A 20,373-nucleotide genomic window follows, 5' to 3' on the forward strand; every position below is an offset into this window, starting at 1 on the left:
GTGCCCCCGAGCCGAACCCTCCCCATGTGCCTGGCCGTGCCGGCTCGCATCCTCTCGATCCGGGTCCAGCCGCCGCCGGGAGCGTCTGAGCCGAGCGGGGCCGCGCCCGCCACCGATGACGCCGACGACGACGGACTCTGGCGCATGGCCGAGGTGGATTTCGGCGGGGTGCGCCAGCAGGTGAGTCTGGCCTGCCTGCCCGAGGCGACCGTGGGCGATCGGGTGCTGGTGCACGTGGGCCTGGCCCTCAGCCTTGTCGAGGACGACCCCGCATGACCATCACCGTCGATGGCAACGAGGCCGTGGCCCTGGTGGCTTATCGCCTCAACGAGGCGATCGCCATCTACCCGATCACCCCCGCCTCGCCGATGGGTGAGTGGGCCGACGCCTGGAACACCGAAGGCCGCCCCAACCTCTGGGGCACGGTGCCGGCGGTGGTGGAGCTGCAGAGCGAGGCCGGCGCCGCCGGCACCGTCCACGGCGCCCTGCAGGCGGGGGTGCTGACCACCACCTTCACGGCCTCCCAGGGGCTGCTGCTGATGGTGCCCAACCTCTACAAGCTGGCCGGCGAGCTGACGCCCGCCGTGCTGCACGTGGCGGCCCGCTCCCTGGCGGCCCAGGGGCTCTCGATCTTCGGCGACCACAGCGACGTGATGGCCTGCCGCGGCACGGGCTGCGTGATCCTCTGCTCCGCTTCGGTGCAGGAGGCGGGCGACTTCGCCGCCATCGCCACCCGGGCGAGCCTGCTGGGGCGGCTGCCGTTCCTGCACATGTTCGACGGCTTCCGCACCTCCCACGAGATCCAGAAGATCGAGCCCATCGACGACGCGGTGCTCCACGCCCTGATGCCGATGCAGGCGGTGGCGGCCCACCGCCAGCGGGCCCTCTCCCCCGACCACCCGGTGCTGCGGGGCACGGCCCAGAACCCGGATGTCTACTTCCAGGCGCGGGAGTCGGTGAACCGTTTCTACGACGCCCTTCCCGGCCACCTGCTGGAGGCGATGGAGCAGTTCGCCGGCCTCACCGGCCGCCATTACGGGCCCTACGAGTACGTGGGCGCCGCCGATGCCGAGCGGGTGGTGGTGCTGATGGGATCCGGCTGCGAGACCGCCGAGGAGTCGGCGCTGGCCCTGAACGCCGCCGGCGAAAGGGTGGGGGTGCTCAAGGTGCGCCTGTTCCGCCCCTTCGTGGCATCGCTGTTCGCCGCCGCCCTGCCGCCGACGGTGCAATCCCTGGCGGTGCTTGATCGCTGCAAGGAGCCTGGGGCCGGCGGTGAACCCCTCTACCTCGATGCGGTGGCCGCCCTCAGTGAGGAGTGGCGCCCCTGCCACGGCGACCGCCCCCTGCCCCAGGTGGTGGGCGGCCGTTACGGCCTCTCCTCCAAGGAGTTCACCCCGGCGATGGTCAAGGCGGTGTTCGACAACCTGCTGCTGCCGCAGCCCCGCAACCACTTCACGGTCGGCATCGACGACGACGTCACCCATCGCTCGCTGCCCGTCGCTGCCGACTTCCATGTCGATGGGGCCGATGAGGTGCGCGCCGTGTTCTACGGCCTGGGCTCGGACGGCACCGTGGGGGGCAACAAGGCCACGATCAAGATCATCGGCGAGCAGACCGACCTGTTCGCCCAGGCCTACTTCGTCTACGACTCCAAGAAATCAGGCTCGGTCACGGTGTCGCACCTGCGCTTCGGCCCCCGGCCGATCCGCGCCCCCTACCTGATCGAGCGCCCCACCCTGGTGGCCTGCCACCAGTGGGATTTCGTCGACCGCTTCGACCTGCTGGCCGGCCTGGACGCCGGTGGGGTGTTGCTGCTCAACAGCCCCTTCCCGATTGAGGAGAGCTGGCGGCGGATGCCGGCGTCGCTGCGCTGCGGCATCCGCGAGCGGGGCCTGTCGGTGTGGCTGATCAACGCCTACCGGGTGGCCAGGGAGGCCGGCATGGGCAACCACATCAACACGGTGATGCAGGCCTGCTTCTTCGCCGTCAGCGGCGTGCTGCCGCGCCAGGAGGCGATCGAGCAGATCCGCGTCTCCCTGCGCAAGACCTACGGCCGCAAGGGGGAGGCGGTGGTGGCCATGAACCTGCGCGCCCTCGACGCCACCCTCGACAACCTGCAGCCGCTCGACTGGAGCCGGCTCCCGGCGGAAGACGATCTCCCGGTCGCGCCGCCTGTGGCCGACCGGCTCGCTGACGCGCCGCTGTTCGTGCGGGAGGTGATCGGGCCGCTGCTGGAGCGGCGCGGCGATGCCCTGCCGGTCAGCGCCCTGCCCTGCGACGGCACCTGGCCCACCGGCACGGCCCAGTGGGAGAAGCGCAACATCGCCGAAACAGTGCCGGTCTGGGAGAGCGACCTGTGCGTGCAGTGCGGCAAGTGCGTCATGGTGTGCCCGCACGCGGTGATCCGGGCCAAGGCGGTGGCGCCGGAGGCTCTGGTGGGCGCACCGGAGGGATTCCGCCAGGCCCCGGCCCGGGATCCCGACTTCAAGGGCCGCAGCTTCACGATCCAGGTGGCCGTCGAGGACTGCACCGGCTGCGCCCTGTGCGTGGAGGTCTGCCCGGCCCGCGACCGCACCGAGCCGAAACGCAAGGCGATCAACATGGCCCCCCAACGCCCCCTGCGGGAGCAGGCCCGGGGGCACTGGGACTACTTCCTGGGGCTGCCCGAGATGGCCCGCGGCGACCTCAACCTGCACAAGATCGGTCAGCAGCAGCTGCAGCAGCCCCTGTTCGAGTTCTCCGGCGCCTGCGGCGGCTGCGGCGAAACGCCCTACCTCAAGTTGGCCAGCCAGCTGTTCGGCGACCGCATGCTGGTGGCCAACGCCACGGGCTGCTCTTCCATCTACGGCGGCAACCTGCCCACCACCCCCTGGAGCACCAACGCCGAGGGGCGCGGCCCGGCCTGGAGCAATTCCCTGTTCGAGGACAACGCCGAATTCGGCCTGGGCATGCGCGTGGCCATCGACCAGCAGCGCCAGATGGCCCTCGAACTGCTGGAGCGGCTGGGGCCGGCGCCGGAGCGGTCCGACCCCCTGCTTCCCTCGGCCCTGGTGGCGGCGATCCGTGACGCCGACCAGCACGACGAGGCCGGCATCGTCGCCCAGCGCCAGCGGGTGGAGGAGCTCAAGCGCCTGCTGCACGCCGTGGCACCGGAGACCGCCGAGGCCTCCCGCCTGCTGGATATGGCCGATGCCCTGGTCAAGAAGAGCGTCTGGCTGGTGGGGGGCGACGGCTGGGCCTACGACATCGGCTTCGGCGGCCTCGATCACGTGCTGGCCAGCGGCCGGGACGTCAATGCCCTGGTGCTCGACACCGAGGTGTACTCCAACACCGGCGGCCAGATGTCGAAGGCCACGCCCCGGGCGGCGGTGGCCAAGTACGCCGCCGGCGGCAAGGCCGCCCCCAAGAAGGATCTCGGGTTGATGATGATGAGCTACGGCACGGTCTATGTGGCCAGCGTCGCCATGGGGGCCCGCGACGAGCACACGGTGCGGGCGTTCCTGGAGGCGGAGAGCTACCCGGGGCCGTCGCTGATCCTGGCCTACTCCCACTGCATCGCCCACGGCATCGACATGGCCCGGGGGATGGAGCAGCAGAAGGCGGCGGTGGATTCCGGCCGCTGGCTGCTCTACCGCTACGACCCGCGCCGCACCGAACGGGGCGAGCACCCGCTGCAGATCGACAGCCGGGGTCAGAAGCGGCCCCTGGCCGAGGCGATGGCCACGGAGAACCGCTTCCGCATGCTCTCCTTCAGCCAGCCGGAGCGGGCCCGGGCCCTGGCCCGCCAGGCGGAGCTGGAGGTGGCCCGGCGCTGGGCGATCTATCAGGCCCTCGCCGGCACCCCGGCCCCATCGCCGAGCGAGGCACCGGCATGATCCGTCCCGATCTGTCCGTCACCTACCTGGGCCTGGAGCTGCGCAGCCCGCTGGTGGTGGGGGCCGCGGCGCCCCTGAGCGAGGACATCGACCAGCTGCTGCGGCTGGAGGAGGCCGGGGCCGCCGCCGTGGTCCTGCATTCGCTGTTCGAGGAGCAGATCGAGCGCGACCAGCTGGAGCTGCACCGGGTGACCCTGCAGGGGGCCGACAGCTACGGCGAGGCGCTCAGCTACTTCCCCGAGCCCTCGATCTTCCACGTGGGCCACGACCTCTACCTGCGCCACCTCGAGCAGGCCCGCTCCCGCCTGTCGGTGCCGGTGATCGCCAGCCTCAACGGCGCCCACCCCGGCCAGTGGGTGCAGGCGGCGCGGCGGATGGAGGCGGCCGGTGCCAGCGCCCTGGAGCTGAACATCTATTCCGTCCCCACCGATCCGGATCTCTCCAGCGCGGCGATCGAGAACCAGGTGCTGGAGATCGTCGCCGAGGTGCGCGCCGAGGTGTCGCTGCCCCTGGCGGTGAAGCTGAGCCCTTTCTTCACCAACTTCGGCGCCATGGCCAAGCGGCTGGCCGCCGTAGGGGCCGATGGCCTGGTGCTGTTCAACCGCTTTTACCAGCCCGACATCGACATCGAGGAACTGGAGGTGCGGCCCAACCTGCTGCTGTCCACCCCCCACGACCTGCGGCTGCCCCTGCGCTGGATCGCCCTGGTGCACGGCCGCCACCCGCTGGATCTGGCGGCCACCGGCGGCGTGCACCGCGGCACCGACGTGGTGCGGCTGCTGATGGCCGGCGCCGCCATCACCCAGGTGGTGGCGGCCCTGCTGCGCCACGGGCCCGGCCGGCTGGCGGGGCTGGAGGAGGAGCTGAGCCAGTGGCTGCTGGAGCATGAGCACGCCACCGCCCGGGAGCTGATCGGCTGCATGAGTCAGCAGCGCTGCCCCGATCCGAGCGAGTACGAACGCTCCCAGTACATGCGCGCCGTCCAGACCTTCCTGCCCGCCGATGCCGCGGCGGCGCCGGGTCCCTGGTGAGTGCTCCGCTGGTGGCGACGGCGGAGGTGGCCGCCGTGCGGGAGCTGGCGGCCGAGCTGGCGGCGATCACCACCCGCCCCTGGACCCTGATGGAGGTGTGCGGCGGCCAGACCCACGCCTTCGTGCGCTGGGGGCTCGACCAGCTGCTGCCCCCAGGGCTGCGGCTGATCCACGGCCCCGGCTGTCCGGTCTGCGTCACGCCCGCCGCCACCATCGATGCCGCCCGGGCCCTGGCCCGCCGGCCCGAGGTGATCCTCTGCTCCTACGGCGACATGCTGCGGGTGCCGGGCAGTGCCGCCGATGACGGGCCGGGGGATCTGCTGGGGGTGCGGGCCGAGGGGGGCGACGTGCGCCTGCTCACCTCCCCCCTCGAGGCCCTGGCCCTGGCCCGGCGCCACCCGGAGCGCCAGGTGGTGTTCCTGGCGGTCGGCTTCGAGACCACGGCCCCGGCCACGGCCCTGCTGGTGCGCCAGGCGATGGCCGCGGGTCTGGCCAACCTTTCCCTGCTGGCGGCCCATGTGCGGGTCCCCCCCGCCATGGCGGCGATCCTCACCGCCGAGGACAACCAGGTGCAGGGCTTCCTGGCGGCGGGGCACGTGTGTGCCGTGATGGGCACCACGGAGCTGGAGCAGCTGGCCGACCGGCACCGGGTGCCGGTGGTGGTGAGCGGTTTCGAGCCCCTGGATCTGATGCGGGGCCTGGTGGCCTGCGTGCGCCAGCTGGAGCGGGGCGAGGCCCGGGTGGCGAATGCCTACGGCCGGGTGGTGCGCCAGCAGGGCAATCCGGCGGCACGGGCCCTGCTGGACTCGGTGTTCGAGCCGGTGGACCGCCCCTGGCGGGGCTTCGGCGTCATCCCCGGCGGTGGCCTGGGGCTGAGCGCGCCGTTCCGCGACCTGGAGGCCGGGGCCCGCTTCAGCAACCTGCCCGGTGGGCCTGAGGCCGGGGTGGAGGCGCAGGGGGTCTGCATCAGTGGCGCCATCCTGCAGGGGCGTGCCCGGCCCATGGACTGCCCGGCCTTCGGGACCGCCTGCACCCCCGAGCATCCGCTGGGGGCGCCGATGGTGTCCTCGGAGGGGGCCTGCGCCGCCTACCACCGTTACGGCCGCCGTGGCTGAGCCCGCCCCGCCTGCCACCGCCCGGATCCAGCTGGCCCACGGCGGCGGCGGCACCCTGATGCAGCAGCTGATCGACGCCGAACTGCGCCGTCTCTATGCCGACCCCGACCAGGTGCTGCACGATGCCGCCCGCCTGTCCCTGCCCCACGGCCGGCTCGCCTTCACCACCGACAGCTACGTGGTGCACCCCCTGGAATTCGAGGGGGGCGACATCGGCACCCTGGCGGTGACGGGCACCGCCAACGACCTGGCCATGGCGGGCGCGAGGCCTTTGGTGCTGAGCCTGGGCCTGATCCTGGAGGAGGGGCTGGAGCTGGCCCTGCTGCGCCGAATCGTCTCGTCGCTGGTGGAGGCGGCCCGGTGCTGCGGAGTGACCATCGTCACCGGCGACACCAAGGTGGTGGAGCGGGGCAAGGGGGATGGGGCCTTCCTCAACACCAGCGGCATCGGCCTGCTGGAGGTGGACGAGCCGATCGATCCGCTGGCGATCGTTCCCGGTGATCAGCTGCTGGTGAGCGGCGATCTGGGCCGCCACGGGGTGGCGATCCTGGCCGCCCGCCATGGCCTGGATCTGCAGCCCCCCCTGGCCAGCGACTGCATGCCCCTGTGGCCCGCGGTGGAGGCGTTGCTGGCCGCGGGGGTGCGGCTCCACTGCCTGCGGGATCTCACCCGGGGCGGCCTGGCCAGTGCCCTGCAGGAACTGGCGGCCCCCAACGCCCTGGAACTGCAGATTGAGGAAGCGTGCCTGCCGGTGGCGGAGCCGGTGCGGCGCACCTGTGAGCTGCTGGGCTTCGATCCGCTGCACCTGGCCAACGAGGGACGCTTCCTGGCGGTGGTGCCCGAGGCGGATCGGCAGCGGGCCCTGGCCGTGCTGGCGCCGGCGGGGGGGACCTGGATCGGCCGGGTGGCGGCGGCAGGCTCAGGCGTCGGCCCTCCCCGGGGCCGGGTGCTGCTGCGCACCCCCTTCGGCAGCGAGCGGGTGCTGGTGCCCCTCAGCGGGGAACTGCTGCCACGGATCTGCTGAACGGCGGCAGCGCCTGTCCTGCGTGCCGCCAGCGTTTGTCGAGGGCATCCACCAGGATCACCAGCACCGGGGCCAGGGCCATCGGCCCCAGCCAGGCCATCGGGAACGGAGCCATTCCAAACAGGGCCGCCACCGGAGCCAGCAGCACCAGGGCACTCGCCAGCAGCGGTTCACTGATCCAACCCAGCCAGAGCATCGGATTGGGGATGCCGAGCATCGCCCAGGCCGGACGGCGTTCACTGCGGCAGGCCAGCAGGGTGCCCATCTGGGCGGCCACGATCAGGCAGAAGGTGACGGTGGTGGCCTGCTGCTGGATCGCCACCACGCCGGCGTCAGCGGTGTGGTGCAACAGCTGGGGGGCCAGGACGCGCAGCTGGCTCCAGCCCACGCCGTTGGCACGCCAGGTCAGCAGGTATCCCGCCATGGCCATCAGACCCTCCACCAGCCCCAGCACCAGATAGGCCCGCACCATCACGGCCCGGTTGAGCAGCGGCAGGCCCTTGGGGCGCGGGGGCAGGCGCATCACCCCCGGCTCGGGGGGGTCGGCCCCCAGGCCGAGGGCCGGCAGCAGGTCGGTGCCCAGGTCGACGGCCAGGATCTGCAGCACCGTGAGGGCGGCGGGAATCCCGGCGATCACCATCGCCAGGAAGGGCAGCACCTCCGGCACGTTCGAGGCCAGCACGTAGGTGATGAAGCGGCCGATGTTGGTCACCACCGAGCGGCCGTAACGGACGGCCTGCACGATCGTGGCGAAGTTGTCGTCGAGCAGCACGATGTCGGCGGCCTCACGGGCCACATCCGTGCCGCTGATCCCCATCGCCAGCCCGACATCGGCGGCGCGCAGGGCCGGCGCATCGTTGACGCCATCGCCGGTGACGGCCACCACCTCGCCGAGGGCGCGGTAGGCCTGCACCAGGCGCAGCTTCTGCTCCGGCGCCATGCGGGCGAACACCAGCCGGCGGCGGTACTTGAGCAACTGGCGCAGCTGCACGTCGCTGATCTGGGCCAGGGTGGAGCCCTCGATCACCCGCACCGGGTCGGCGCTGGCCTGCTGATGGGCTGTCGATCGGCCCGACGTTCGGGGCGGGTCGAGCAGACCGATCTGCTGGGCGATCGCCTGGGCCGTGAGGCCGTAGTCGCCGGTGACCATCGTCACCTTGATGCCGGCTTCGCGGCACTGCCGAATCGCGTCCGGCACCTCCGGCCGTGGTGGGTCGTACAGGCCCAGCAGGCCGAGGAACATCTGCCCGCTTTCCAGGTCATCGCTCGGCACCGTGGTCGACTGGTCGTCGCCGCGGCGCAGCGCCACGGCAATGACGCGGAAGCCTCGGGCGGCCAGCCCATCGTTGGCTGTCACCACCTGCTGGCGCAGTTCGGCGGGCAAGGGCGCGTCGCCACCGGAGGACAGCCAGCTGCTGCAGTGCGCCAGAACCTCCAGGGGGGCCCCCTTGGTGATCAGCAGGGTGCCCCCCGTGGCGATCGGCAGATCGTCGGCCTGGTCGCTCCAGTCCACCAGCACGGTCATGCGGCGGCGCACGGAATCGAAGGGGATCTCCCGAAGCCTTGGATGGCGGCCCGGCAACGCCTCCGGCACCAGACCAGCCTCAGCGGCGGCCACCAGCATCGCCGTTTCGGTGGGATCCCCAACCCCCAGCCACGGTTTGGCGGCTCCACCGGCCCCAGCCACCGCGGCCTCGAGACGGGCGTTGGAGCACAGGGAGGCGGCGCGTAACAACAGCCGCTCCAGCCCCTCTTCGGGTAAGGGCAGCCAGGTGCTCTCCACCGCCATGCGGTTGCCCGTGAGCGTGCCCGTCTTGTCGGAGCAGATCACACTCACCGAACCCAGGGCCTCCACCGCCGACAGGCGGCGGACCAGGGCCTTGCGGCTCGCCATGCGCTGCACCGCCATGGCCAGGGCCAGGGTCACGGTGGGCAGCAGCCCTTCAGGGACGTTGGCCACGATGATCCCCGTGGCGAACACCACGCTCTCCAGCGGGGCCATCCCCACCAGCAGGACGCTGAGGCCGAAGGCGACCACGCCCATGGTCACGGCGATGGTGCAGATCGTGTGGACGATTTTGCTGACCTGCACCTCCAGGGTGCTGGTGGCGCGGCTGGTGCCGGCCGCCAGCCGCGCCACCTGTCCGAATTCGGTCTCAGCGCCCGTGGCGTAGACGAACGCCTCCCCCCGTCCTGAGGCCACCGTGCTGCCGGCCATCACCAGGTTGGCCCGCTCACTGGTGCTGACCTTCGCCTGCTGTTGGGCGCCTTCAAGGGCGTCACTCCGGCGTGCCACCGGCAGGGACTCGCCGGTGAGCACGGAGAGATCGAGGTAGAGCGCGTGGGCGATGCTCACCCGACAGTCGGCCGGGACCCGATCCCCCTCCTCAAGCCGAACCCGATCGCCCGCCACCAGGTCCTCCGCCGGCAGAAAGCCCAGTTGCCCGTCGCGCCAGACCTGCACCTGGCTGGGCAGGGCTCGGGTGAGGGCGGCCAGGGTGCGCTCGGCCTGAAATTCCTGCCAGAAGGAGAAGACGCCATTGATCAGGACCACCGCCCAGATGGCCCAGCCCAGCTGGGGGGTACCGGCGGCGAAGGCCAGGCCTCCGGCGATCCACAGCAGCAGGGCCATGAAGTGGACCATCTGGTCCAGGAAGCGCAGGGCCAGGGGGCGGCGCTTCGCGGGCGGGAGGCGGTTGGGGCCGAACTGCGCCAGGCGTCGTTCGGCCTCGTCGCTGCTCAGGCCCTGCGCTGAGGTCTGCAGGGCCTGATGGACCTCCTCCAGGGGCAGCGACCAGATCGGCTGGGACGCGGCGAGACGCACGGATCGGCAGCGGGGGCCACGATCATCATGATCAGCCAGGGGAGCGGTGACGCACTGTCGCTAGCGTCCGGGGGATGTTGTTCATGCCGCAGCCCATGCCAGCGCTGGCGCTGCGCCGCTCCCTGCGCGACGGCCTGCCGCCGGCCTCCTGGCGAGCCCTGCAGCCGCGGCTGGCGGGCCTCGGGCTGCCGGAGGCGGCGATCGACCGTTTCGAGCCCTGGGCCGTGGCCCTGCTGCTGGCTTCCGCCGAGTTTCTGCAGCGGGGCTACACCCCGGACAGCGGCGTGGAGGGCCAGCTCCAGGCCCGGGCCGCCACCGACCGCAAGCCCATCGACGGTCTGGAGACCCCGGCCCAGCAGCTCGAGCTGTTCGACGGGCTGCCCCGGACCGATCAGGTGCAGCTGCTGGAGGTCACCCTGAAGGAACTGGACAGCGTCGGGCCCCGGCTCGACGCCCTCGAGGGCGCCTGGCGGGCCGGCGACCTCTCCCGACTCGATGCCTTCCTGCTGAGCGACTACCGCCAGCGCTCCGCTCTGTACCAGCGACTGGTGGTCCGGCGCAATCAAGACTGGGTGGCACCGGTCAAGGAGCTCCTGCGTCGGCCTGACGACACGCTGGTGGTGGTGGGTCTGATGCACCTGCTGGGGGAGCAGGGGCTGATCGCCCTGCTGCGCCAGCAGGGGCTGAAGCCGGAGCGATTCGTGGCCGGGGCCTGGCGGCCCGATCCCTAGGGGCCTGCACCGGACACCTCCGCTGGCCCGAAACCAGGATCCTGCGGCAGCTGTTCGGTGGTTGGCCCTCCGTTGCGCCCGCGCAGCTCCCAGCCCTTGACGATCCTGTAGACGGCGGGCACCACCGCCAGGCTGAGCACCGTGGACACCAGCTGGCCGCTGAACACCACCGTGCCGATGCTCAGGCGGCTGGCGGCACCGGCTCCGAAGGGAAACAGCAGCGGGATGCAGCCCGCCAGCGACGAGATCGCCGTCAGCAGGATCGGCCGCAGACGGGCAACGGCGGCCCCGTGGATCGCCTCCTCCAGCGGCAGGCCAGCCTTGAGCCGTTGATTGGCGAACTCCACGATCAGGATGCCGTTCTTGGCCGCCAGGCTGGAGAGCACCAGCAGTCCCATCTGCCCATAGACATCCAGGGGCAGGCCCCGCAGGCTCAGGCCCATCACCGCGCCGAGCATGGCCAGAGGCACGGTGACCAGGATGATCAGCGGATCGATGAAGTTCTCATAGAGGGCCGCTAGCACCAGGCCCATCACCAGGATCCCCAGGGCGAAGACCCGCACGTTGCCGCCACCGGCGCGGGCTTCCTCCCGGGCCAGCCCGGCCCATTCCAGATCGACGGCGCCGGAATCGCGGCTGCGATGCACCTGCTCCAGCAGGGCCATCGCCTGGCCGCTGCTGACGCCACGGCGCGGCAGGGCCCGGACGCTGATCGAGCGCACCAGGCGGGTGTGGTTGATGGTTGTCGGGCCGGCACCCTGCTCCACCTGCACCACCTCGGCCATCGGGATCAGCCGTCCTTCCCGGTTGCGCACCTGGAGGGCCAGCACGTCCTCCGTACCGGTGCGGGAGCGGCCGTCGAGCTGCACGATCACCTTGCGGACCTGGTCACCTTCGAAGGTGTCGTTGACGTAATCGCTGCCGAAGCTGGCTCCCAGGGTGTCGACCACGGTCGCCAGATCCACCCCCAGGGAGGCCATGCGCAGACGATCCGGCCGCAAGGTCAGCTGGGGGGCGCCGGCGCTGAAGCGGGTGGACACCCTCTGGAAGGCTGGCCGGCCCTGGATCTCACTGGCCTGGGCATCGGCGATGAAGGAGCGGGCCTCCTGCTCGAAGGCCGCCAGGCTGAGCAGGCCGCCGCTGGTGTCGAGCAGTTCCAGTTCCAGCCCACCTTCGCTGCTGAAGCCGCGCACGCTGGGCGCCTCACTGAGTTGCACCACGGCGGTGCGGATGCCTTTGGTGAGCAGGGCGTTCATCCGCTCGGCCACGGCCACGCTGGTCTGATCGGCCTCGGGGCGCTCCTTGATGGGCCGCAGCCGCAGGAAGAACTGCCCCTTGTTGGGGCTGCTGTCGCCGAAGGAGCGGCCCGCGTAGAAGTTGGCGCTGCGGATCGCCGGCTCCTTGGTGGCGAGGCGCCGCACCTCCTCCAGCACCTTCTGGGTCTGGGGGAGGGCCGTCCCCTCCGGCAGGATCACCACCCCGCGCAGCTGGCCGGTGTCCTCCTGGGGGATGAAGGCGGTGGGGAACCGTTGCAGGCTGAACACCGTGAGCAGGAGGCCCGCCAGGAGCAGCGCCACCACCAGACGGCGCCGGCTGAGCACCCCCTGCAGCAGGCGGCCATAGGGGGCTTCGATGGCTTCCAGGGCCCGGCGGGGAGGGTCGATCCAGCGCCGCAGCCAGGCCGGTTCGCGCCGTTCGGCGTGGAGCAGGCGGCTGGCGGCCACCGGGGTGAAGCTGATGGCGTTGATGGTGGAGAAGACCACCGCGCTGCTGATGGCGATGGCGATCGGGGCGTACAGCCGGCCCACGCTTCCTTCCATGGTCAGCACCGGCAGGAACACCACCACCAGCACCACGGAGGTGGCGACCACGGCACTGCCCAGTTCCGCCATCGCTTCACGCGCCGCGAGGACGGGCGGGCGACCCTTCTCGATGCGGCGGCCGATGTCCTCGCTCACGACGATGGCGTCATCCACCACCAGCCCGGAGGCCAGCACCATGCCGAACAGGGTGAGGGTGTTGATCGAGCTGCCGGTGAGCTTGAGCACGCTGAAGGAGCCGATCAGGGCCACCGGCACGGCGCCGGCGGTGATCAGGGCCAGACGGCTGTTGCCCAGTCCGAGCAGCAGCACCAGGAACACCAGCAGCACCGCGTCCCTCAGGGCCTCCACGGCGCCATCGATGCTGGCGCGCACGTTCTCGGCCTCGTCCACGATCACCTCCATCGCCACCCCGGGTGGGAAGCGGGGGGCCAGCGCATCGAGGGCCTCCTCCACGCCCCGCCGCACCTCGAGGGCGTTGCTGCCGTCACGCTGGAAGATCCCCATCGCCACGGCCGCGTTGCCGTCCAGGTTGGTGGCGATGGTGTCGTAGGTCTCGCTGCCGAGCTCCACCCGGCCCACGTCCTTGAGCAGGGTGACCCCTCCGTCGCCAGTGCGGGCCACCACGAGCTGTTCGAACTCCTGCGGCGAGCGCAGGCGGCCTTCCATGCGCAGGGGCAGGGTGGTCATCTGGCTGGCCGGAACGGGAGCTTCACCGGTCTGCCCCAGGGCCGCCAGGACGTTCTGCTGCTGCAGGGCCTGACGCACCTCGGCGATCGTGAGGTTGCGGGCCTGGAGCCGGTCGGGATCCAGCCACAGCCGGAATGCCAGGCTGCTGCCGCCGAAGAGATTGACATCACCCACCCCGGCGACCCGGCGCAGCCGGTCGCGCACCACCTGATCCACCCAGCCGGTGAGGAAGGTGTCGGAGTAGGTGCCGCGGCTGGCGCTGAAGCTCAGCACCATCAGCAGATCATCGGAGCTGCGCCGCACCTGGACCCCGAAGCGGGCCACCGGCGCGGGCAGCTGACGGGCCACCACGGTGGCTTCGTTCTGGGTGTTGATCTGGTTGAGCTCCGGGCTGCCGCCCTCGAAGCCCAGGGTGATCGTGCTGCCGTTGGCGGAGCTGGTGGAACGGATCGTGTCAAGGCGTTCCAAGCCGTTGAACTGTTTTTCCAGCAGGGCGGTGACACCCTGCTCCACCACCTCCGGTCCGGCGCCGGGATAGCTGGCCCGCACGGTGACCCGGCCCGGCGCGATCGGGGGCAGGTTCTCCACCTGCAGCACCGGCAGGCTGACCAGCCCCCCCAGCAGGATGAGCAGGCTGACGACCAGCGTCAGCACCGGCCGACGCAGGAAGGGGTCGGAGATCGACTTCACGGAATCGCCTGGGTGGGCACCGACCCTTCTTGCCCGCCGATCCTGGCAGGGGAGTCAGGCGGCCTGCGGTCAGCGCAGGTCGCGCTTGAGCACGGCGTAGAGGTAGTCGGGAGATTTGTAGCGGCTGGGAAGGCAGATGTGGAGCTGTTCCAGCCGGCTCCAGCAGACCGTCTTCTGAATCGCCTCCATGGTGCGGCCCTCCTTGAGCAGCAGCCGCATCGCCTTGCAATAAAGGGAATATTTCGCCTCAAGCTCGCCGATCGTGGGGGGCTGACCCTGGACCTGGGGCATGGCGGAAGGGGGCACCCGGGTTTTTCAGGGGCGCCGGTCCACTCTACGAGCTGGCCAGCAGCCCCTCGACGCCCAAAGCCCTGCCCGGAGGGGTGTGGCCAAGGGTCGCGGCCTGCCCATCGCTGAGCCGCCCGGCTCCATGCAGGACGTTGGTGATGCGTTCGATGTCGAGCACCGCGTGGCAGCGGTAGCCCGCCCGGGCGAGCCGCTGGCGGGCGCTGGTGTCGGCCTTGCCGCCGTGGTCGATGAACACCACCACGTCCTCCACCTCCAGGCCGGAGCTCTCCAGCTTGGCGATGCCCTCCAGCACACTCCCCCCGGTGATGAGGATGTCGTCGACCACCACCACCCGGTCCCCCTCCTCGAAGTCCCCCTCGATCAGGCGGCGCGCCCCGTGGGCCTTCACCTCCTTGCGGGGGTAGAGCAGGGGCTTGTGCAACTGCAGGGACAGCCCCGTGGCGGTGGGCAGGGAGCCGTAGGGAATGCCGGCGATGCGGTCGAAGACCAGCTCGCCGAGCTGGCCGGCGTAGGCATGCAGCACCCGGTGGAAAAGGTTGGGATCGGAGATGATCTGGCGCAGATCCACGTAGTAGTTGAAGACGGCCCCGGAGGCCTGCACGTAGTCGCCGAACAGCAGGCAGCCGATGTCGAACAGGTCGAGGATCAGGCTGGCCAGGGGATCGTCGATTCCATCGCCGCCGCCGTCGCCATTCGAGGCCGCACCGATCCCCGCCCCGCCCTCCGGCTGTCGCCCCGGCAGCCACAGGCTGCAGATATCGCTCTGGTCCCGGGACCGTCCCTCCAGCCAGCGGTCGCGCCGCTCACTGATGCGCTGCTTGAGGGCGGCCGATCGCTCGGCGATGTCGTCCTCCACCAGGAGGTTCTGGGGCAGGGGCATCAGCAGGCCGTCGGCGGCCGGGCTCAGTCCGGCCTCCAGCAGGGCATCGAGCCGGTCCTCCTCGCCCCAGAGGCTGCGCAGGATCAGGAAGCGCTCCGGTGCCTCCTGACGCACCCGGGCCAGGATCTCCGGGTCACTGGTGCCCACCTCCAGCAGCAGCTGGTCGGGGGTGGCCCACAGCTGGCACTCCCGCACGATGCGCAGGTAGAGGGGATCGCTCTCGTCGGGGTGGTGCTGCAGCACCCGGGCGGCCGCGTTGGAGCTGTGGCAGGTGATCACCACCGCCTTGTCGGGGTACAGCAGGAACGGGGCGGCGATGTCCTGGCCGGCCAGGGGGGAGAGGGTGACGCCATCGGCGCCGAGTTCGCGGAACAGGTAGTGGGCCAGGGCCGACGAACTGTTCAGGTCCCCGTGCTTGGCATCGATGATCAGGGGGATGTCGAGCGGCACCAGCTCCCGCACCTCCCGCAGCAGCTCCAGCCCCACCGGGCCGAGGGCCTGGTAGAAGCCGAGGCTGGGTTTGTAGGCGCAGACGTGGTCGGCGGTGGCCTCCACCACCGCCTTGATCCAGTGGCGGGCCTGGGAGAGAAACGAGCGGCCGCCCATGCCGCGGCGGTGGGCCCAGGCCTGCAGCATCTCCGGGTTGGGGTCGAGGCCGGTGACCAGGAGCGACTGACGGGCGGCGATGGCGTCGGTGAGCTGGACGAAGAAGCCCATCGCGCGGGGGGTTGGTGCCCAAGGTGCTAAGGCGAGGGGCGTCGCCTGTGCGAGCGGGTGACACAGGTCTTATTGATCCCCAGCTCAGGCCAGCTGCCGCTCCGGCGGCCAGGTGCCGGGCAGGGCGGCGACGAGGGCTCCCGCCAGCAGGGGGATCAGGGCGAAATCATTGATCCCTTCCAGCCACACCCCCACTGGCAGGTTGAAGCTCACCGCCAGGTAGGGCACGAACCAGGCCGAGAGCATCGGTGCCAGGACCAGCAGGCCCCAGCTTGGCCGGAGGGGCGCTGAGGCCGGCTGCGACAGCAGCGCCACGGTGATGGCGAAGGCGGGAAGCAGAAAGATGAACTTGTAGTCGTAGGAGCGGGTGAACAGGTAGGTGCCGATCCAGGTGGCGGAGAACAGGGAAAAGGTGATGGCCACCAGTAGCGGCGGCAATGTTGTGCTGCCCGAGTAGAGGAAGACCCGCAGGTTCGCCGCCAGTCCCGTTCGCAGGCCCAGCAGGAGTCCAGCCAGAAGGAAGATGAGCTTGAGGCCAACAGAGCCAACCAGAAGCAACCTTGAGGCGATCAATGTGAGTTTCTGACTCACCATCAGGTCGTAGCAGACCTGCAGCGCCAACAGTCCATGGCTGAGGACGCCTCCGGGGGGTCTGGGAGAGTTGCTCAGAATCACCGGCAGCCAGGGCAGCACCAGGCCCAGGCCTGCCACCGCTCCGAGCAGGGCCCAGCGGCTGTTGGCCCGGGCGGGCGGCTGGGGAGCGCCCTGGTGCTGCAGCAGCCAGGTGGTGGCCACACCGAAAAGGGGCAGCAGCTTGGTGGCCACCGCCAGCAAAGCAAGCGAGGCGGTGGCGGCGGGGGCCAGCCGGTGCCGTCCGGCCAGGGCCAGAGCAAGCAACGCCATCAGCAGAACCACGACCAGGTCGTTGTTGCCCCGCTCCAGGCCCAACTGGAAGGGAAGCGAGAGATAGGCCGCCGCCAGGGATACCCCGGCCACCAAGGGCGAAGGGATGACCGCGAAGAACAGCACCCCCACGAGCAGGGCCACGGCTCCCCCCAGAAGGAAGCCCACCGAGCCCAGGCTGCCGGCCGAGAGACCCAGGACCTGGAACATCCCCAGGGCAACGGGTGGATAGGTGAACAGGCGCCCGTGGGGATCGCAGCTCACACGGCCGGTGTAGAGATCATCGAGGCTGGCGTCGCAGCGGGCGCTGCTGGTGAGCATCGCCAGATCGGCGAAGGGCGTCTGCCGCATCGCCACGTTGTCGATGGGCCCGAAGGCCTGCGATTGCCACTCCCGCAGCTCGGGGAAGGCATAGAGCGCCAGGGAGAACAACACGTAGGCCAGGGTGGTGCCTGCAATCGTGTAGCCAACGATGGACGCCAACCTGCCAGCCAGCATGGCTTAATTCAATTTACTGTGGACGAAAGATTATCACGACATCCCTTATTCTTATCTCGCAAAATCTTCGCCCACGCAATCCGCAGCCTTGAGCTCCCCGTAGGCGGGAATCCAGCGGCAGTCCTCCAGCCGCTCCAGAGCCTGCTCGGGGCTGGTGGCTTTCCGGGCGAGGCCTTCCTCCACGGCGGCGAGGGCCACCGCCCGGGCCACGGCGCCGGACACCTGCTGCACCGCCGAAAGGGGCGGCATCAGCGGCGCCTCAGGATCGCTGGCGGCCGGAATCGCCCCTGCCAGGGCCTCGATGCTGGCGTCGATCATTGTGTCGCTCACCTCCGCGGCGCCCACCGCCACGGCCCCATAGCCCAGGCCGGGGAACACAAAGCAGTTGTTGCACTGACCGATCACCCGTTCGATCGGCTGGCCGGCGCTGCCGGTGCAGAGCACCGGCGGGAAGGGGCTGCCGGTGGCCACCAGGGCCCGGCCTTGGCTCCAGCGCAGCAGGTTCTCCGGGGTGATCTCCGCCAGGGGGGTGGGATTGGAGAGGGGCAGGACGATCGGCCGCCCGCCGTCGGCGCAGAGGGCCTCCACCACCGCCTGGTCGAAGGCCCCCGCGGCGGTGGAGGTGCCGATCAGCACCCCCGGCCGTACCGCCTCGACCACCGCCAGCAGCCCCGGTCCCCGACCATCGGCTCCGGCCGCCGCACCGAACCGCGCCGCCAGCAGCTCCTGCGATTTGGCAAACGGCCGGGCGCCGCCTGCCAGGCCCGGGGTGGCGGCGTGGATTAGCCCATCGCGATCGATCAGCCAGAGGCGATCAGCTGCGGCGGCGGCGCTGAGTCCCGCCCGCTGCAGCAGGCGCCAGAGCCGCTCGGCGATGCCGCAGCCGGCACTGCCCGCCCCGAAGATGACGACCTGCTGGTCGGCGAGCGGCTTGCCGAGGCCCCGCAGGCCGGCGAGGATCGCCGCGGCGGCCACGCTGCTGGTGCCCTGGATGTCGTCGTTGAAGCTCGGCACCCGGTGCCGGTAGGCCTCGAGAACGGGGCGGGCATGGGTGGCGCCGAAGTCCTCCCAGTGCACCAGGGCGCCGGGGCACACCCGTTGCACCGCCGTGATGAAGTGCTCGAGGAACGTGCTGTAGGCCTCCCCCTGCAGCCGAGGTTGGCGCAGGCCTGGGTAGCAGGGATCCGCGAGCAGTTCGGGCCGGTCGGTGCCCACATCGAGCATCACCGGCAGCCCCCTGGCTGGATCGAGCCCGGCGCAGAGGGTGTAGACGGCCAGCTTCCCCTGGCAGATCTGGATGCCCCCCACCCCCTGGTCGCCGATGCCGAGGATCCCCTGGGCGTCGGTGACCAGGAGCAGGTGCGGCGTGTGGCCGCCCGGGCCGCCGCAGGCCTGGGCCAGCAGCTCCTCGAGCCGGTCCTGCTGCGGTGCCGCCAGATAGATCCCCTGGCTGGGGCTGCGGTAGGTGTGACTGAAGTGCTGGATCGCCCGCCCCACCGTGGGGGTGTAGACGATCGGCATCGCCAGCTCGATGTGGTCGGCGAGGAAGCGGTGGAAGAGGGTGACGTTCCGCTCCCGCAGGGTCTGGAGGTAGGCGTACCGCTCCAGGTCGCTGCCCATGGCGCCGAAGGTCAGCCGGCAGCGCTCCACCTGGGTCTCGATGCTCTCCACCTGCCAGGGCAGCAGGGACTCCAGCCCCAGGGCTCGGCGCTCCGCCCGGCTGAAGGCGGTGCCCTTGTTGAGCAGGGGATCGTTCAGCAGCTCGGCGCCCCGGAGGTGCGTGCTCCGCTGGCGACGGGGTTCGGCGACCACGGCGTGCTCCTCGGTCCGATGGCGCCCCCATCATCCACGGGCTGCCGGGCGAGAGTGGTCCATCCGGGCCTTCGGCACCCCCCTCCGCAGCCCCCCGGCAGGTCCTCCGTGCAGCCCCCATGAAGATCGTGCGCTACCGGGAGTCGGCAGGCGGCATCCACCACGCCCGTCTGGATCCCGACGGCGGCCTGGAGCGCCTGGCGGGCGACCTGTTCGGCGGACTGGTGCCCACGGGCAAGCCGGCCGCGGTGGAGCGAATCCTGGCCCCCCTGGAGCCCCGGGCCATCCTCTGCATCGGCCTCAACTACCGCCGCCATGCCGCCGAAACCGGCGCGGCGATCCCCACCTACCCGGTACTGTTCATGAAATCGCCGGGGGCGGTGCAGCACCCGGAGGCGCCGATCACCCTGCCCACCACCGCGTCCAGTCACCAAGTGGACTACGAGGGGGAACTGGCGGTGGTGATCGGCCGCACCTGCCGCAACGTGCCACGCTCCGAGGCCCTGAAGGTGGTGCTGGGCTACACCTGCGCCAACGACGTCAGCGCCCGCGACTGGCAGAAGCAACCCCAGCTCGGCGGCGGCCAGTGGTGCCGCGGCAAGAGCTTCGACAGCTTCGCGCCCCTGGGCCCCTGTCTGGTGAGTGCCGCGGCGATCCCCGATCCCCAGGCCCTCAGCCTGCAGACCCGCCTCAACGGCACAACGGTGCAGGCGGCGAGCACCGGCGACATGATCTTTACGGTGGCGGAGATCATCGAGTTCCTCAGTGCCAGCACCACCCTGCTGGCCGGCACCGTGATCCTCACCGGCACCCCCAGTGGCGTGGGCATGGCGGCCGATCCGCCCCGCTGGCTGCGCCGCGGCGATACGGTCGAAGTGGAGATCGAAGCCATCGGCGTGCTGCGCAACCCGTTGATCGACGAGCCACTCCCCAGCCCGTCCCCCGCCCCGGCCCCGCCTCCTGAGTGATCAAGCTCCCCGCCGCCTGGACCGCCCAGCCCGAACGGGCCGAGCGCAGCGCCGGCTATCGCCATTTCGCCGTGCTGGGCCAGCGGGGCCGGGGCCGCGAGTGCCGTGTGGAGCTGCAGGCGGTGCTGGATCCCGGCTACCGGCTGCTGGTTCCCCTGGCCGAACTGCGTGACCGCGACACCTGGCAACCGGGCTGGCAGCAACTGCCGCAGGAGCAGGCGCCAGCGGACGTACCGGAGGCGGCAGAGCCGATCCAGTCAATATCTCTAAACTCCTCGCACTCCACCATGGACCTGTGACCTTCAACGGAACCCTGGAGGAGCTACAGGCCCTGGTCGCGGACCTCGGCTGCCTCGGTCACTGGGTGCATCAGGGGGGCCTTTGAGAGGCTTGTCATTGAGGACGGTGTCTCCAACCTGCGCCTCAACTGGTGGCCCGGCACCGGCACCCTGATCCTGGTGGGCGATCCTGCCCAGCGCAGGGAAC

At 70.9% G+C, this 20,373-nt stretch carries 14 protein-coding genes; 8 read left to right on the top strand and 6 right to left on the bottom strand.

Annotated features, from left to right (window positions below):
* The first annotated feature begins 24 nt into the window (after window positions 1–24).
* Genes KBZ12_RS05145 through hypE form a run of 5 tightly spaced genes read left to right on the top strand, consistent with a single transcriptional unit; the run spans window position 25 to window position 7,045 of the window.
* Complete coding sequence (locus tag KBZ12_RS05145) at window positions 25–276, top strand: HypC/HybG/HupF family hydrogenase formation chaperone (RefSeq protein ID WP_254956777.1); 252 nt, start codon at window positions 25–27, stop codon at window positions 274–276.
* Window positions 273–3,875, top strand: a complete 3,603-nt coding sequence (gene nifJ, locus KBZ12_RS05150) for a pyruvate:ferredoxin (flavodoxin) oxidoreductase (protein ID WP_254956779.1) — start codon at window positions 273–275, stop codon at window positions 3,873–3,875. Before KBZ12_RS05145 ends, nifJ begins: the two co-directional genes overlap by 4 nt.
* Complete coding sequence (locus KBZ12_RS05155) at window positions 3,872–4,906, top strand: dihydroorotate dehydrogenase-like protein (protein ID WP_254956781.1); 1,035 nt, start codon at window positions 3,872–3,874, stop codon at window positions 4,904–4,906. The genes nifJ and KBZ12_RS05155 overlap by 4 nt, the downstream gene beginning before the upstream one ends.
* Window positions 4,903–6,021: a hydrogenase formation protein HypD gene (hypD, locus tag KBZ12_RS05160; protein ID WP_254956783.1), complete on the top strand. Its 1,119-nt coding sequence runs from the start codon at window positions 4,903–4,905 to the stop codon at window positions 6,019–6,021. Before KBZ12_RS05155 ends, hypD begins: the two co-directional genes overlap by 4 nt.
* Window positions 6,014–7,045, top strand: coding sequence for a hydrogenase expression/formation protein HypE (gene hypE, locus KBZ12_RS05165; protein WP_254956785.1), 1,032 nt, complete (start codon window positions 6,014–6,016; stop codon window positions 7,043–7,045). The genes hypD and hypE overlap by 8 nt, the downstream gene beginning before the upstream one ends.
* On the opposite strand, the gene KBZ12_RS05170 is transcribed toward hypE, so the two are convergent.
* On the bottom strand, window positions 7,014–9,869 hold the full coding sequence (locus tag KBZ12_RS05170) for a cation-transporting P-type ATPase (protein ID WP_254956786.1): 2,856 nt from the start codon (window positions 9,867–9,869) through the stop codon (window positions 7,014–7,016). The two genes, hypE and KBZ12_RS05170, sit on opposite strands and share 32 nt — an antisense overlap.
* Before the next feature lie 95 nt (window positions 9,870–9,964).
* Here KBZ12_RS05170 and KBZ12_RS05175 point away from each other — a divergent pair, with 95 nt between their 5' ends.
* Complete coding sequence (locus tag KBZ12_RS05175; RefSeq protein ID WP_254956787.1) at window positions 9,965–10,600, top strand: TraB/GumN family protein; 636 nt, start codon at window positions 9,965–9,967, stop codon at window positions 10,598–10,600.
* Here KBZ12_RS05175 and KBZ12_RS05180 read toward each other — a convergent pair.
* From KBZ12_RS05180 to KBZ12_RS05200, 5 genes are all read right to left on the bottom strand, one after another.
* The gene (locus KBZ12_RS05180) at window positions 10,597–13,800 is read right to left on the bottom strand and encodes an efflux RND transporter permease subunit (protein ID WP_254956788.1); all 3,204 of its coding nucleotides are present in this window, start codon (window positions 13,798–13,800) and stop codon (window positions 10,597–10,599) included. The two genes, KBZ12_RS05175 and KBZ12_RS05180, sit on opposite strands and share 4 nt — an antisense overlap.
* Before the next feature lie 69 nt (window positions 13,801–13,869).
* Window positions 13,870–14,091 (bottom strand): DUF3136 domain-containing protein, encoded by a 222-nt coding sequence (locus tag KBZ12_RS05185; protein WP_094584893.1) that lies wholly within the window; start codon window positions 14,089–14,091, stop codon window positions 13,870–13,872.
* Between the two features lie 43 nt (window positions 14,092–14,134).
* Window positions 14,135–15,706 carry a bifunctional orotidine-5'-phosphate decarboxylase/orotate phosphoribosyltransferase gene (locus tag KBZ12_RS05190; protein WP_254956790.1) on the bottom strand — a complete coding sequence of 524 codons (1,572 nt, stop codon included), beginning with the start codon at window positions 15,704–15,706 and terminating at the stop codon, window positions 14,135–14,137.
* Between the two features lie 84 nt (window positions 15,707–15,790).
* Window positions 15,791–17,092, bottom strand: a complete 1,302-nt coding sequence (locus KBZ12_RS05195) for a hypothetical protein (protein ID WP_254956792.1) — start codon at window positions 17,090–17,092, stop codon at window positions 15,791–15,793.
* A 66-nt stretch (window positions 17,093–17,158) separates the two neighbouring features.
* Window positions 17,159–18,919, bottom strand: coding sequence for an NAD-dependent malic enzyme (locus tag KBZ12_RS05200; protein ID WP_254956794.1), 1,761 nt, complete (start codon window positions 18,917–18,919; stop codon window positions 17,159–17,161).
* A 119-nt stretch (window positions 18,920–19,038) separates the two neighbouring features.
* Between KBZ12_RS05200 and KBZ12_RS05205 the strand changes: the two genes are divergently transcribed.
* Both KBZ12_RS05205 and KBZ12_RS05210 read left to right on the top strand, forming a co-directional pair.
* On the top strand, window positions 19,039–19,887 hold the full coding sequence (locus KBZ12_RS05205; RefSeq protein WP_254956796.1) for a fumarylacetoacetate hydrolase family protein: 849 nt from the start codon (window positions 19,039–19,041) through the stop codon (window positions 19,885–19,887).
* Entirely contained in the window at window positions 19,884–20,186 is a 303-nt protein-coding gene (locus KBZ12_RS05210; protein ID WP_254956798.1) for a TIGR02450 family Trp-rich protein, read from the top strand. Before KBZ12_RS05205 ends, KBZ12_RS05210 begins: the two co-directional genes overlap by 4 nt.
* Window positions 20,187–20,373 lie beyond the last annotated feature (187 nt).

Origin of the sequence: Cyanobium sp. Cruz CV13-4-11 (genome assembly GCF_024346055.1) — a bacterium.
Taxonomy (GTDB): Bacteria; Cyanobacteriota; Cyanobacteriia; order PCC-6307; family Cyanobiaceae; genus Cyanobium.